The organism is Janthinobacterium sp. SUN211 (assembly GCF_030587315.1).
Taxonomy (GTDB): domain Bacteria; phylum Pseudomonadota; class Gammaproteobacteria; order Burkholderiales; family Burkholderiaceae_D; genus Janthinobacterium; species Janthinobacterium kumbetense.
This window is the reverse complement of record NZ_JAPWIC010000001.1, coordinates 948,350-962,136: the sequence shown is the minus strand read 5'-3', so window position 1 is coordinate 962,136 and position 13,787 is coordinate 948,350. Positions and strand designations below refer to the sequence as shown.

Here is a 13,787-nt window from a genome sequence, read left to right as displayed (position 1 = left end):
AACGATGACCTTACACGAAGACAAACCGATCCTGCTGCTGGTCGACGATGAAGCGACGAATCTGCAGGTGCTGCGCCAGATTTTGCAGGACGATTACCGGCTGCTGTATGCGAAGGATGGCGAAAAGGCGCTGGAACTGGCGCAGAACAACCCCGTCGAACTGATCCTGCTCGACATCATGATGCCAGCTATGACGGGCTATGAAGTGTGCCGCCAGCTGAAGGCCATGCCGGCCACCGCGTCCATCCCCGTCATTTTTGTGACGGCCCTGTGCGACGTGAAGGACGAGGCGGACGGCTTCGACGCGGGCGCCGTCGACTACATCACGAAGCCCGTCAGCCCGCCCATCGTGCGCGCCCGCGTGCGCACGCATCTGTCGCTGGTGGACGCCGAGGAATTGCGCCGCTCGCGCCTGCAGGTGATCCAGACCCTGGGCCAGGCGGCCGAGTACAAGGACAACGAGACGGGCATGCACGTCATCCGCATGAGCTATTACGCGCGCCAGTTGGCGCTGGCGGCCGGTTACAGCGCGGGCAGGGCGGAAGACTTGCTCAACGCGGCGCCCATGCACGACGTGGGCAAGATCGGCATCCCCGACGCCATCCTGCAAAAACCGGGCAAGCTCGATGCGGAAGAATGGAAAGTCATGCGCAGCCACGCGGAAATCGGCGCGGCCATCATCGGCGAGCACGCGGGCGGCCTCTTGAAAATGGCGCGCACCATCGCCCTGACGCACCACGAAAAATGGGATGGCAGCGGCTATCCGCAAGGCTTGAAAGGCGAGGAAATTCCCCACGAAGGCCGCATCGTCGCCATCGCCGACGTCTTCGACGCCCTCACCAGCGAACGCCCGTACAAGCGCGCCTGGACGGTCGACGAAGCCATCGCCACCATGCAGCGCGACAGCGGCACGCACTTCGACCCGCAACTGCTGGCGCTGTTCATCGAGCAGCTGCCGGCCATGCTGGAAATCAAGGACAAGTGGCGCGAGCCGGCGTGAGTGGGCTATTCGCCGGCCTGTCCCTTATAGTGGCGTCCTGACCGTCATCACAGGATTGTCCATGGATTACCCAAACCGCCTCGCCGACTATCTCCGGCAATGGTCACTGAGCGCCGATGGCCTGCCCGTGCACACGCACGCCGCATGCCTGCTGCCCGTGTTGCGCGGAGGCCAGCCGGCCATGCTGAAACTGTCGACTGGCGACGACGAGCGGCGCGCTGGCGCCGTGCTGCGCTGGTGGGATGGCGACGGTGCCGTGCGCGTGCTGGCAGCCTCCACGGATGATGATGTCCTGCTGCTTGAGCGGGCGATGGGTTCCAGTTCGCTGGCCGCACTGGCGCGCACGGGGGAGGCGGGCGATGCGGCCGCCACCGGTATCCTGTGCTCCGTGGCCTCGCGGCTGCATGCGTCACGGCCATCCGCTCCGTTTTTGCCTTCCTTGTCTGTCTGCTTTGCCGCATTGGCCACTGCCGCAGTGCACGGCGGCGTGTTTTCGGCATGCCATGCCGTGGCGCGGGACTTGCTGGCGGCGCCGCAGGACAGCGTCGTGCTGCATGGCGACCTGCATCACGCGAACGTGCTCGATGGCGGCGCACGCGGCTGGCTGGCCATCGATCCGAAAGGTTATGTGGGTGAGCGGGGTTTCGATTTCGCCAATATTCTGTGCAACCCGGACGCCGTGCTGGCCACTTCGCCGGGCCGGCTGGAGCGGCAGGTGGCGCTGATCGCCGATGCGGCGTGCCTCGATCCGGCACGGCTGCTGGCGTGGGGCGCCGCGTGGGCCGGCCTGTCGGCGGCCTGGCACCTGGAAGACGGCACGCCGCCGGAGACGGCGCTGGCCGTGGCCGTTAGCGCGCTGGCGGCCTTGCGGGCGTAACGGGGCCTACGGCAAGCTGTCCGGCAGCCGCAAAATCCGCCGTATCTCCAGGATCGCCTGCGGGCTTTCCTGCACGCTGTGCCAGGACGGGATGACTTTTTCCGACTGCGCGCCGTCGAGGTGGGCGCTGGCGTAGGGCACCACGCCGTCGCTCGATTCGGCCAGCGGCAGGTCCGGCGTGTCGTTGCCCATGATGGAGTAGTAGCGCACTTTCGGGTTGATGGGCAGGTCGGCCACCAGGCGCACGAACGGGTCCTTGTCGCTGAGGTTATCTATGCTGTTGGGGATGCGCAGCGGTTCGCTGCTGCCCGTGTCGAGCTGCGCCAGGCTGCCGGCCGCGTCGGACAACTGGTCGAGCATGGTGATCGGCAAGGTGACGAGGTTGGCGATCCAGCGCGCCACCTTGTGGTTGGCGAACGAGGTGCCGCGGTGCGGCGCGGCGATGAAGATGGCGCGGTTCACTTGCGGCATGGCCGTGAAATTCAGGTAGGGCGCCAGGCCCGCGCGCACTTTTTCCGCCTTCTTGCCCTTCAAATTGTATTCTTCCGTGATGGCGTCGAGCAGGGTGTTGCTGGCGTCGGACACCATCAGGCGCGCCAGCACGCCGCCCATGCTGTGGCCGATCAAGACCATGTCGTTGGCGGCGTCCGCCTTGCCAGCCGGGTCGAACTGTGCCAGGGTGGCGGCAAGCGCCTGGCGGATGGCGGCGTTGTTGGCCGCCAGCGGCGCATTGCTCGGGTAGTACACTTGCCAGATCTGGTAGCGGCGGCGCAGCTGCTCGTCGCCCATCAGCTCATTCGCCACGTTGATCCACGCTTCCGGGCTGCTGGCCAGGCCATGCAGCATGACGATGGTGCGCTTGTTCGGGTCGTAGGGCTGCATCAGGTGCACCTGCGGGCGCGAAATGCCGTCGGCGCGGCCGAACAGGGTGCGCAGCGCCTGCACGCCGAAGCCGGAACGGGCCAGCCACAAGCCATAGCCGGCCGTGAAATTGGCGGCAACCGGCAATTCCTGGCCCGCCATGCGCGTCGATTCGCTGCGCGTCGGGTCGACCAGCATTACCAGCAGCTGCTGCGTCGCCAGCACTTCCTGCAGACTGTTGCCGTCGAAGCGGATCAGCGCCGTGACGACGGGGAAGCGGGTTTCCTGGTAGGGCACATAGTCGCCTTTCGACGCCTGGGGCTTGGGCATGACGGCCACCAGGTCGGCGCCGAAGCCGTCGCGCCGGTACACATTGCGCAGGCCGGAAAACGACAGCGAGGTGGCCGGCAGCAGTTCTTCGGGCAAGGTGCCGTCCTCGGGCAGGCGCAGGGCCGACAATTCGCTGTCGATCTGCCAGCCGGCGACGCGGATCACATGGCCGTCCGGGCGGTATTCGCCGCGGTGGCGGAACAGGTTGCCGACGGCCTTTTGCACGGCGTAGTTGTAGTAGTCGCGGATCTGCGTCTGACGTTCTTCGAAGGCGCGCTGGCCCGGCGTGCGCGTCGTGTAGAACAGGTAGGCATAGGCGTAGCGGGCCGATTCCAGCCAGGCGGCCAGCAGTTCGGCGCTGGCGTGGCCGCCCTGTTTTTCTTCCGCCAGCGCGCTTTCCAGCCACAATTCGGACAGGGTGGCCAGGCGCTGCTCGTCGCTGAGCAGCTCGGAGCGGGCCAGGTCGGCGCGGCAGCTGCCCGTATTGGCTTCGCAGGCGGCGATGTCGCTGCCGATGATGCGCAGCACCTCGCTGGCCGCGGCGCTCAATTTCCCCGTGGTGAGGATGTCGCCGCGCCGCTGCTGCAGGTAGTCGGCCGGCGAGATCGCGCTGACGGTGACGGCGGCGCAGCCGCTCAGGAGCGCCGCGGCGCACAGGAGGGCGCATACGCGCAGACGCCGCATCAGCATGGCCGGTCCGCGCCTAGAACGAGTAGACCAGGGTCAGCGACGTTTGCGTATCCGTGTTCTTCTTGTCGTCCGGTACGCGCGTGTCGTTGCGGGCGCTGAAGGCGGCCTTCATCTGCATGGTGCCGTTGATTTTCGTGCTGAGCGCCGTCTCGGCGATCGAGTGGGTGTTCGAGGTGCCCCGTTCCACGCTGATCGTTTGCGTAAACATGGCCGACTGGCTGATCTTCCACTTCATGGCGGCCGCGCCGCGCACCGTCAGGCCGTGCTCCGATTCGCCCGCGTCGTTGGTGCCGCTGAAATAGCCGGGACCGATTTCCACGTCGACGCTTTTGTCGCTCGACTGGTACCAGCGCGAGCCATGACCGACGGCCAGGGTCGAGTACTTGGTGTAGGCGCCGAACTTGTCGTTCACGTGCGAGGCCAGCACGAACAGTTTTTCATGGTCGGCCATCAGCTTGTAGGCGGCCTTGGCGGAGGCGGAAAAGCGTTCCGCCGAGCGTTCGCGCACTTTCTCGCCGTCGTCGTTCGTCGTTTCGTCTTCCTTGAAGTAGCCGCTGAAGATGTACTGGTTGCTCCAGTCATCGAGCTCCTGGCGCGCGTCGATCTTGCCCGTGACGGAAGTGCCGACCGTGTTGCCCGAGGTGGTGATGGCGCCCAGTTCGGCGGAAGTGCTCCAGCTGCCGATGGGGATTTCATCGAACAGCATGCTTTGCTTGGTGTCGGCGGCGGCGGCGCTGCCGCAGGTGATGGCCAGCGCCAGTGCGAGAGAGTGGGTCGGTTTCATGGCTGTATTTGTCTGTGGCGCGCGCCGGGCGTGCCTGCTGTTCGTTAATGGCAGTGGTGGCTATGCAGGCCGCGGCAAGCCGGGAGGCGCCGATAAACCTGCGCACATGCGCGCGCGGGCGCGGCCAAAAATTGTCGAGGCTGTATTGTACCCGACCCTGCCATCGTTCGCCGCACGCGGCGGCGCGCATGAATGCTGCTATATTATGAGAAATATTGCAAACCTGGCATGCATGGATGATGACGATGAAAATGGCACGCAAGCTTGTTACTCTGATATGGCTGTGCGGTGCGGCGCCAGCGGGCGCGCAGGCGCCCGAAGCGTTGCCGGTACAGGGTCCTGGGCCGGCACCGCAACTGACGCAAACGATGATACGCGATGCCGTGCGCGCCGTGCTGGAGGAAGAGGCGCAGGTGCGCGACTCTCTGCCGCAGCCGGCCATGCAGCAGGTGACGATACGCGCCGACCGAAAACATGAGCAGTTTGCCGCCGCCTTTGCCGAAGCGAAGGTGCCAGACTGCCTGCACGCCGATGGCTTGAAGCGCCAGCCCACCGGCATCGGCCCGCTCGCCATCGGCGGCGTGTATGCCTTGCCCTTCGTGGCGATCGCCAAGCTGCGCGGAAAATGTAACTAGCCGGGAACGCCGCGCGGCGGGGCTGGCAAGTGGCGCGCGCCTGGCGTATGCTGCGCATGTTTGCTGTCCCGCTCTTTACAAGGAATTCCCGTGCGCTGCCTGGTCATCGAAGACGAAGCTGAAACTTCCCGCTATATCTGTGCCGGCCTGCGCGAGGCTGGCCACGACGTCACCGCCTGCGACAATGGCATCGACGGCATGCGCCTGGCCTGCGGCGAAGACTGGGATGCGCTGGTGCTCGACCGCCTGCTGCCCGGCGAGATCGACGGCCTGGCCATCGTCGCGCGCCTGCGCGGCATGGGCCGCAACACGCCCGTGCTGGTGCTGTCGGCCCTGTCCAGCGTCGACGAGCGCGTGCGCGGCTTGCGCAGCGGCGGCGACGATTATTTGTCAAAACCGTTCGCCATCGCCGAACTGCTGGCGCGCATCGAGGCGCTGCTGCGGCGCGCCGCGCCCGTGCCCGAATCGACGCAGCTGCAGGTGGCCGACCTGGTGCTCGACATGCGCACCATGCGCGTGACGCGCGCCAACCGGCAAATCGCCCTGCAGCCGCGCGAATTCCGTTTGCTCGAATATCTGATGCGCCACCAGGGCCAGTCCGTCACGCGCGCCATGCTGCTCGAAGCCGTGTGGGACTACCATTTCGACCCGCAGACCAACGTCATCGACGTGCAGGTGAGCCGCTTGCGCACCAAGGTGGACAAGGAATTTTCGCCGCCGCTGATCCACACGGTGCGCGGCGTCGGCTACACCCTGGGCGTGATCGACAGTGCGTAACTGGCACCGCTCGATCGCGGCCCGCCTGGCGCTCGGCTATGGCGTGCTGGTGGTCGTCTCGATCAGCATCGTCTGCGCCGTGTTCTATTTCGGCACCATCGGCGTGCTCGATCGCAGCGTGGACCGCAAGCTGACCCTGCTCTCGGAGCGCCTCGCCGCCCTGTACCAGCAGGACGACGCCAGCCGCACGACGGCGGAAATCGCCCATTTGCTGACCGACCGCACCGACAGCGACACGGAAATCTTCCTGCTGGTGGGCGCCGACGGCCGCCGCGTGGCGGGCAATCTGTCGTCCTGGCCCGACATGGGCAGCCCCGTGGGCCGTTTGCTGCACCGCGACGTCACGCGCGAAGGACGCCGGGTGCCCGCGCGCATGCTGATCCGCGACCTGGCGGGCGGCGCGCGCCTGTTCGTCGGGCGCGACATGGAAGAGGGCAAGTCGATCCGCACCCTGGTGCTGCGCTCGCTGGCCTATGGCGGCGGGGTGGCCATCCTGCTGGTGGTGGCAGGCGCGTGGCTGTTCCGCCGCCAGCTCGAGGCGCGCATCGGCCAGATCCGCCGCACGGCAGGGGAAATCGAGGCGGGCGACCTGAGCCGGCGCATTCCCGTCTCCAGCGAGGATGAATTCGGCTTGCTGAGCCGCGACATCAACCGCATGCTCGACCGCATCGAACATTTGATGGAAGGCGTGCGCCACGTGTCGAACGCCATCGCGCACGACTTGCGCACGCCGCTGGCGCGCATCCGCAACAAGCTCGATGGCGCCTTGCGCCAGCAGCAGGACGTGGCCGGCCACGAGAGCGCGGCGCAGGCGGCCATCGACGACATCGACGACCTGACGCGCGTGTTCGACAAGCTGCTGCAGATCGCGGCGGCCGAATCGGGCATGCGCCCGGAGAATTTCGACGACATCGACTTGCAGCAGATCGGCGCCGATATCGTGGAAATGTACGAAGCGACGGCCGACGAGCAGGGCGTGCTGCTGGTGCAGATGTATGGCGAAGGCGTGCCGGCGCGCGGCGACCGCAACCTGCTGGGCAGCGCCCTGGCCAGCCTGGTCGACAACGCCATCAAGTACGCGGGCCCGGGCGCCACGGTGGAGGTGTCGGCCGGCAGCGATGAACAGGGCAGCTGGCTGGCCGTGCGCGACAACGGCCCAGGCGTGCCGACGGAAGAATTGCCGAAGCTGACGCAGCGCTTCTACCGGCTCGACAAGAGCCGCCACTTGCCCGGCAATGGCCTGGGCCTGTCCATCGTGGCGGCCATCGCGGCCCTGCATGGCGGCAGCCTGGATATCGAGGATGCGGCGCCGGGCCTGCGCCTGCGCTTGCGGCTGCTGCGCTAGCTTGCCAGTGCCCGTGGCATATCCGCACATTACCAACTTGTAACCCCCTTCATTTTCACCTCCCCCTATCATCCGCTTTACCCCGCGTAGAGCGGCTGCGTGCGCGCAGCGGCCCGCGCAGGGCTGCCTGCGGCCGTCGCCGCGTCCCGTTCAGTAGAGCCGTTTGATGCATACATTTACCGCCACCGGCGACAACGCCGCGCCGCAACAAGCGCCACTGCGCCAGCATGGCCACCGGATCAAGGCGGCGCTGGGCGCGCTCGTCTTTCCCCTGCAGCGCGCGCGCTGGCAAGCGGTCATCGCCACGATGCCGGGCCTGGCGGCGCTGGCGCAAGTCCATCCCAGCCTGCGCTACAAGATCTATCGTCCCTACGCCAGCCGCCAGCTGGGCTGCGCGGCGAGGGTGGATCTGCTGTGCGGGCATTACCGTTTCCTGTGGCAGGCTGGCGCGCGGCCGCTGGTGGAATACGCGGCGCGGCGCGCGCTGGTGCTGGCCAGCATCGAAGGCAAGGATGGCGCCAGCTACCGCTTGCAGCTGACGGCCATCCATGACAGCCACCGCGAAGGGGAGCTGTGCCTGCGCCTGACGCGCGACGGCGTGCCGCTGTACCTGGCCAGTTTCCTGTTCCGGCCCCAGCCTGGCGGCGCCGTCATCCAGCTGGGCGCCTTGCAGGGCTTGCGCTCGCCCGCCGGCGCGCAGGCGGTGAAGGAGGCCACGCGGGCGCTGCACGGCTGCCGGCCAAAAAACCTGATGGTGGCCGCCTTGCGCGACCTGGGCGACTTTTTCGGCTGCGGCCACCTGGACCTGGTCAGCAACGCCAACCGCATCGCGCTGAACTGGCGCCGGCGCCGCCATATCTCCTGCGATTACGACCTGGCGTGGCGGGAGCTGCATGCGCTGCCCACCGGCGACGGCAATTACCGCCTGCCTTGCGGCCCTTGCCGGATGCCGGAGCTGGAGCTGGTGCCGTCGAAAAAGCGCGCCGATGCGCGCCGCCGCGGCGCCATGCTGGTGCAGCTGGCGGCCGACATGCGCTGGCAAGTGGCGGCCCTGCTGCACGCGCAATGACGGCGCAGGGCGGGGTTTCTTGACCTGCGCGGCTTTTTTGCCGGGCAGCCCGGCGCAATCGGCGCGATCGGCGTATACTTGCTGGCGTTGTTAACCTGAAGCCAGTCATCCCATGCCAGCACAATTCCCCACTTCGCGCATGCGCCGCCTGCGCGCGACCCCGCAACTGCGCGAGCTGTTCCGCGAAACCGAGATCAATCCGCGCGACCTGGTCCTGCCGATCTTCGTCGACGAAGGCAGCAGCGAATTCATCGACATCAAGTCCATGCCCGGCGTGCGCCGCATTCCTGAAGCGAAGCTGGCGCAGGAAGTCGAGCGCTATGCGCGCGCCGGCCTGCGCTCCGTCATGACCTTCGGCATTTCGCACCACAAGGACAGCCACGGCACGGACACCCTGAACCCGGACGGCCTGGTAGCGCGCATGTCGCGCATCATCAAGGACGCCGTGCCGGAAATGGTGGTCATGTCCGACACCTGCTTCTGCGAATACACGGACCACGGCCATTGCGGCATCCTGCATGGCGACACGGTCGACAATGACAGCACGGTGCTCAACCTGGGCAAGCAGGCCGTCATCGCCGCCCAGGCGGGCGCCGACATCATCGCCCCGTCGGCTGCCATGGATGGCCAGGTGGCGGCCATCCGCGGCGCGCTCGACGCGGCCGGTTTCCACGACACGCCCGTGATGGCGTATTCCACCAAGTTCGCCTCCGGCCTGTACGGCCCGTTCCGCGACGCGGCCGGCAGCACCCTGAAGGGCGACCGCAAGACCTACCAGATGGACCCGATGAACCGCCGCGAAGCGGTGCGCGAATCGCTGATCGACGAAGCCGAAGGCGCCGACGCGCTGATGGTGAAACCGGCCGGCGCCTACCTGGACATCATCCGCGACCTGCGCGAAGTGACGCGTTTGCCGATCGGCGCCTACCAGGTCAGCGGCGAATACGCGATGATCAAGTTCGCCGCCCAGGCGGGCGCCATCGACGAGCGCCGCGTGGTGCAGGAAACCCTGGGCGCCATCAAGCGCGCTGGCGCGGACATGATTTTTACTTACTTCGCGATGGATGTGCTGAATAATCCGTACTAAGTAAACACGGGGCAGGGCGGCCGCCTTTTCAGCTATCATGGCGCGCTGCCCAACCTGAATTTGCTTATGCCCCTGAAAATCTCCCGCATCCTGCACGCCGGCTATGTCTTCGAATGCGAAGGCACGGCCATCGCCTTCGATCCCATCGTCGAAAACCCGTTCAGCCGCAACTGCCACGCGTTTCCGCCCGTGCGCTTCGACCTGGACGCCGTGCGCCGGCTGCGCTGGGATGCCGTCTTCATCTCGCACTTCCACGACGACCACTGCTCGCTCGACAGCCTCGATGTGCTCGACCGCGCCACGCCCATCTACCTGTACTGCGTCTTCGACGAACTGTTTGCGATGCTGCGCGCGCTCGGTTTCACGCAGGTGGAGAAGCTGCACGTGGACGTGCCCGTGCAAGTGGGCAGCATCGAGGTGATCCCGCGCCGCGCGCTGGACGACGACGTCGACTCGCTGTTCCAGGTGCGCGCAGCGGGCTTGAATGTGCTCAACGTCGTCGATTCCTGGATCGGCCCCGAGACATTGGCGCAGCTGGCCGCCTTCGCGCCCTGGGACATGGTGCTGTGGCCATTCCAGACCATGCGCGAGATCGCCGTCATCGCGCCGTCGCAGGCGGCGCGGGGCCCGGTCGAACTTCCCGACGACTGGGTGCCGCAGCTGCGCGCGCTGGCGCCCCGTTACCTCGTGCCCAGCTCTTGCCAGTTCGTGCAGGAAGACTGGTCCTGGTACAACCATGCGATGTTCCCGATTACCTACCGCCGCTTTGCCGATGAAATGGGCGCCGCGCTGCCCGAGACGCACATCTTCCGCCTCGATCCATCGACGGCCGTGCTGCTCGATGCGCACGGCATGGCGCCGGCCGCGCCGCTGCCCTGGGTCATTCCCGTGGGGCCGCAGGACGTGGATTTCGACTACCGCCCGGAGGCGCTTGCGCCCGCCACGGCGGACATCGCCCGGCGTTTCGCGCCCTTGAACGATGCCGACACGGCGCTGGTGCTGGACTTCTGCCATCGCGGCTTGCTCGAACGCTACCGCGACATGGAGCTGCCCGAGGACAGTTATTTCCAGGCCCCGCGCGTGTGGCGCCTGGCGCTGTACGGCCATGACGGCGCGGCCACCATCCTGCATTACCGCACGCATGGCGACTTGATCGACCTCGTGCCGGACACGGGCGAGGCGCCGGGCTGGACGACGCAAGTGCCGCTGGTGAAATGCCACGCGGCGCTGGTGCTCGGTGAATCGCTGACGTCGATGTACATGCGCATCAACGATGGTCCTTTCGACGAAGCCACGCGGGAAGAACTGATGGAAGCCGACATCGTCGACGATCCTTTGATCCGTTGCCTGTTCAACGACGCCATCGGCGCCTATCAGGCGGCGCAGCTCAAGCGCTTGCTGGCCCGCTGAAGAAAATCGCGCGACAGGGTAAGATAAACGATTAATCCCAGTATCTCAGATCAAGGAATGATCAACATGACACAAAACAAGGAAACCGCGATCCTGGCCGGCGGCTGCTTCTGGGGCGTGCAGGACTTGCTGCGCCGCTATCCGGGCGTGATCGCCACGCGCGTGGGTTACAGCGGCGGCGACGTGGCCAACGCCACCTACCGCAACCATGGCACGCATGCGGAAGCGATCGAGATCATCTTCGACCCGAACACCATCAGCTACCGCAAGATCCTGGAATTTTTCTTCCAGATCCACGACCCCAGCACGGAAAACCGCCAGGGCAACGACCGCGGCACCAGCTACCGCTCGGCCATCTTTTATACCAGTGATGAGCAAAAACGGGTGGCCGAGGACACGATCCGCGACGTCGATGCTTCCGGCCTGTGGCCCGGCAAGGTGGTGACGGAAGTGGCGCCGGCCGGCCCGTTCTGGGAAGCGGAACCGGAACACCAGGATTATCTGCAGCGCTTGCCGCACGGCTACACTTGCCATTACATCCGGCCGGACTGGGTCTTGCCGCAACGCGGGCAGTAAGGAGCCGGGCATGCGTTACTGGCGCGTCGAGCGGCCGCCGGCGGAAGGGCAGCTGGACTTCGGGCGTACCTTGGAGCTGATGGCGGCCATCGGCCATGCCGACGTGAACGCCGTCGCCGGGGCGATCCTGAAGACGGTCAGCACGGTCGCGCCCATTGCCCAGTGCACGATCTTTGCCTATGAATTCGGCAACCGCCCCCGCACCGTTGCCGTGGCCGACCGGCGCGGCGGGCGCTTTTTGCAGGATATCGCCGACAGCTACGCCCGCCATTACTATGCGCTCGATGGCAACCAGCGCGTGATCGCCCCGGCGCCGGGGCGGAAGATCGATCCCGCCATCGTGCTGCACCAGCAGGCCAGTGACGAGATCGACCATCCCGGCTACCGCGCTGTCTGCTACCAGAAACCGAATGTGTCGGACCGCCTGTCCCTGCTGGTGCAGCCGGCCGGCGATATCTGGTTGTCCGTCAATTTCTACCGCGACAGCAGCCAGGGCCAGTTCCAGCCCGGCGAAGTGGCGGGCATCGAAACCCTGTCACCGCTGTTTGCCCATGCCGTCAAGCATCACTACAGCTTGAAGGGGCAGGCCACGCAAGGCGTCGCGCCGCTGATGCTGGCAAGGCTGCGCCAGCATTGCCCCGCCCTGAGCAAGCGCGAACTGGACGTGCTGCGCTGCGTGCTCGAAGGTCTCACGGCCGTGGAAATCGCCGAAACCATGGGTGTGCAGCCATCGAGCGTCATCACCTACCAGAAGCGCGCCTATAAACGCCTGGGCATTTCCAGCCAGCGGCAACTGTTTGCGCTGTGCATGGCGCCAGCCCCTTAGTCCTTTTGGCGTAGGGATGGCTTCGCCTTTCTGACTGTTTTAGCCGCGAAACGTCCCCCAAATGGGGACAAGGTTTGCGGCGCGCGTCTGCATACTGTGTTGCAAGCCGGGATCACCCGGCCGCTCTCACCCAATAACAATAGCAAGGGGAGAGCGACACCTTATGGAGACCAGCATGACCATCGCCCCCGCGGCCACCCCCGCCACCCCCGTGCCCGTCCTCGACGCGGCCACCAATCAACTGGAACAGCAAGTGATGCGCAAGGTGTCGCGCCATTTGCTGGGATTCTTATTCCTGCTGTTCGTGTTTTCCTTTCTGGACCGTATCAACATCGGCTTCGCCGGCTTGACCATGATGCAAGACCTGGGCCTGTCCGGCACCCAGTTCGGTTTTGCCACCACCCTGTTCTACATCGCCTACATCGCTTGCAGCATTCCCAGCAACATCGTGCTGGCCCGCATCGGCGCCCGTCAATGGATAGGCTCCATGATGATCGCCTGGGGCCTGGCCTCGACGGCGACCCTGTTCGCCAGCGGCCCGGCCAGCCTGTATGCGCTGCGCTTCCTCGTTGGCGTGACGGAGGCGGGCTTCCTGCCCGGCATGCTGCTGTATCTGACCTACTGGTTTCCCAGCGCCTATCGGGCGCGGGCGAACGCCCTGTTCATGATCGCCATGCCCGTCACGGCCGCCATCGGCTCTGCCCTGTCGGGCCTGATCCTGGGGCTCGATGGTCACTGGGGCTTGAAGGGCTGGCAATGGCTGTTCTTGCTCGAAGGCATGCCGTCCGTGCTGCTGGGCCTGGCCGTGTACGGCTACCTGGACGACTCGCCCGCCAAGGCGAACTGGCTGGGCAAGCTGGAGCAGCAAGTGCTGGCGCGCATGCTGGCGGCCGAGCAGAAGCCTGTTGCGTCGCAGCAAAAAACCTCGGTGCTGGCGGAAATGCTGTCGCCCACCGTGCTGAAATTCGGCATCGCCTATTTCTGCCTGGTCAACACCCTGGCGATGGTGGCCGTGTGGACGCCATTGATCGTGAAAAGTTTCAATAGCAATGCCAGCAACACGCAAGTAGGCTTGCTGGCGGCCATCCCGCAAGTGTGCACCGTGATCGGCATGATCGCCTGGGGCCGCCGCTCGGACCGCTTGCAGGAGCGCCGCTGGCACATCGTCTGGCCCATGCTGCTGTCGGCCGCCGGCTGGCTGTGCACGGCGTACTCGGCCAACCCCGTGCTGCAGCTGCTGGGCGTGTGCATGGCGTCGACGGGCGCTTATACGGCCATGTCCGTCTTCTGGACGACGCCGGACCGGGCCCTGAGCCTGGGCGCGCGCGCCATCGGCATCGCCGTCATCAATGCCACGGGCAATATCGGCTCGGCCCTGAATCCCGTCGTCGTAGGCTGGCTGAAGGATATCACGCACAGCTTTGCCACCGGCTTGCTGTACGCCAGCGTCCTGCTGGTGGCGGGCGCGGCCATCGTGCTGACCCTGCCCATCGCACGCGGCGGCAAAGACCATACTTGAT

Annotated in this window: 13 protein-coding genes; 11 read left to right on the top strand and 2 right to left on the bottom strand. The window is 66.0% G+C overall.

Features of this window, described 5'->3' with window-relative positions:
* Window positions 1-4: 4 nt before the first annotated feature.
* Complete coding sequence (locus O3301_RS04200; protein WP_305055639.1) at window positions 5-1,000, top strand: HD domain-containing phosphohydrolase; 996 nt, start codon at window positions 5-7, stop codon at window positions 998-1,000.
* A gap of 61 nt (window positions 1,001-1,061) precedes the next feature.
* On the top strand, window positions 1,062-1,877 hold the full coding sequence (locus tag O3301_RS04195; protein WP_305055638.1) for an aminoglycoside phosphotransferase family protein: 816 nt from the start codon (window positions 1,062-1,064) through the stop codon (window positions 1,875-1,877).
* A gap of 6 nt (window positions 1,878-1,883) precedes the next feature.
* On the opposite strand, the gene O3301_RS04190 is transcribed toward O3301_RS04195, so the two are convergent.
* Complete coding sequence (locus O3301_RS04190) at window positions 1,884-3,758, bottom strand: triacylglycerol lipase (RefSeq protein ID WP_305055637.1); 1,875 nt, start codon at window positions 3,756-3,758, stop codon at window positions 1,884-1,886.
* Window positions 3,759-3,771: 13 nt separating this feature from the next.
* On the bottom strand, window positions 3,772-4,542 hold the full coding sequence (locus O3301_RS04185; protein WP_289897710.1) for a YdiY family protein: 771 nt from the start codon (window positions 4,540-4,542) through the stop codon (window positions 3,772-3,774).
* A 245-nt stretch (window positions 4,543-4,787) separates the two neighbouring features.
* Between O3301_RS04185 and O3301_RS04180 the strand changes: the two genes are divergently transcribed.
* The 9 genes from O3301_RS04180 to O3301_RS04140 all read left to right on the top strand — a co-directional run bounded on the left by O3301_RS04180 (window position 4,788) and on the right by O3301_RS04140 (window position 13,786).
* The gene (locus tag O3301_RS04180) at window positions 4,788-5,177 is read left to right on the top strand and encodes a hypothetical protein (RefSeq protein ID WP_305055636.1); all 390 of its coding nucleotides are present in this window, start codon (window positions 4,788-4,790) and stop codon (window positions 5,175-5,177) included.
* Between the two features lie 90 nt (window positions 5,178-5,267).
* On the top strand, window positions 5,268-5,954 hold the full coding sequence (locus O3301_RS04175; RefSeq protein WP_034785794.1) for a winged helix-turn-helix domain-containing protein: 687 nt from the start codon (window positions 5,268-5,270) through the stop codon (window positions 5,952-5,954).
* Entirely contained in the window at window positions 5,947-7,299 is a 1,353-nt protein-coding gene (locus O3301_RS04170) for a cell wall metabolism sensor histidine kinase WalK (RefSeq protein ID WP_305055635.1), read from the top strand. Before O3301_RS04175 ends, O3301_RS04170 begins: the two co-directional genes overlap by 8 nt.
* A gap of 166 nt (window positions 7,300-7,465) precedes the next feature.
* The gene (locus O3301_RS04165; protein WP_305055634.1) at window positions 7,466-8,368 is read left to right on the top strand and encodes a DUF535 family protein; all 903 of its coding nucleotides are present in this window, start codon (window positions 7,466-7,468) and stop codon (window positions 8,366-8,368) included.
* Window positions 8,369-8,480: 112 nt separating this feature from the next.
* Window positions 8,481-9,455: a porphobilinogen synthase gene (gene hemB, locus O3301_RS04160; protein ID WP_099667779.1), complete on the top strand. Its 975-nt coding sequence runs from the start codon at window positions 8,481-8,483 to the stop codon at window positions 9,453-9,455.
* A 66-nt stretch (window positions 9,456-9,521) separates the two neighbouring features.
* Window positions 9,522-10,865, top strand: coding sequence for an MBL fold metallo-hydrolase (locus O3301_RS04155; RefSeq protein ID WP_305055633.1), 1,344 nt, complete (start codon window positions 9,522-9,524; stop codon window positions 10,863-10,865).
* Window positions 10,866-10,931: 66 nt separating this feature from the next.
* Entirely contained in the window at window positions 10,932-11,441 is a 510-nt protein-coding gene (gene msrA / locus O3301_RS04150) for a peptide-methionine (S)-S-oxide reductase MsrA (RefSeq protein ID WP_289907166.1), read from the top strand.
* A 10-nt stretch (window positions 11,442-11,451) separates the two neighbouring features.
* Entirely contained in the window at window positions 11,452-12,267 is an 816-nt protein-coding gene (locus tag O3301_RS04145; RefSeq protein ID WP_077405076.1) for a helix-turn-helix transcriptional regulator, read from the top strand.
* A gap of 175 nt (window positions 12,268-12,442) precedes the next feature.
* The gene (locus tag O3301_RS04140; RefSeq protein ID WP_305055632.1) at window positions 12,443-13,786 is read left to right on the top strand and encodes an MFS transporter; all 1,344 of its coding nucleotides are present in this window, start codon (window positions 12,443-12,445) and stop codon (window positions 13,784-13,786) included.
* The last annotated feature ends 1 nt before the right edge of the window (window position 13,787 follow it).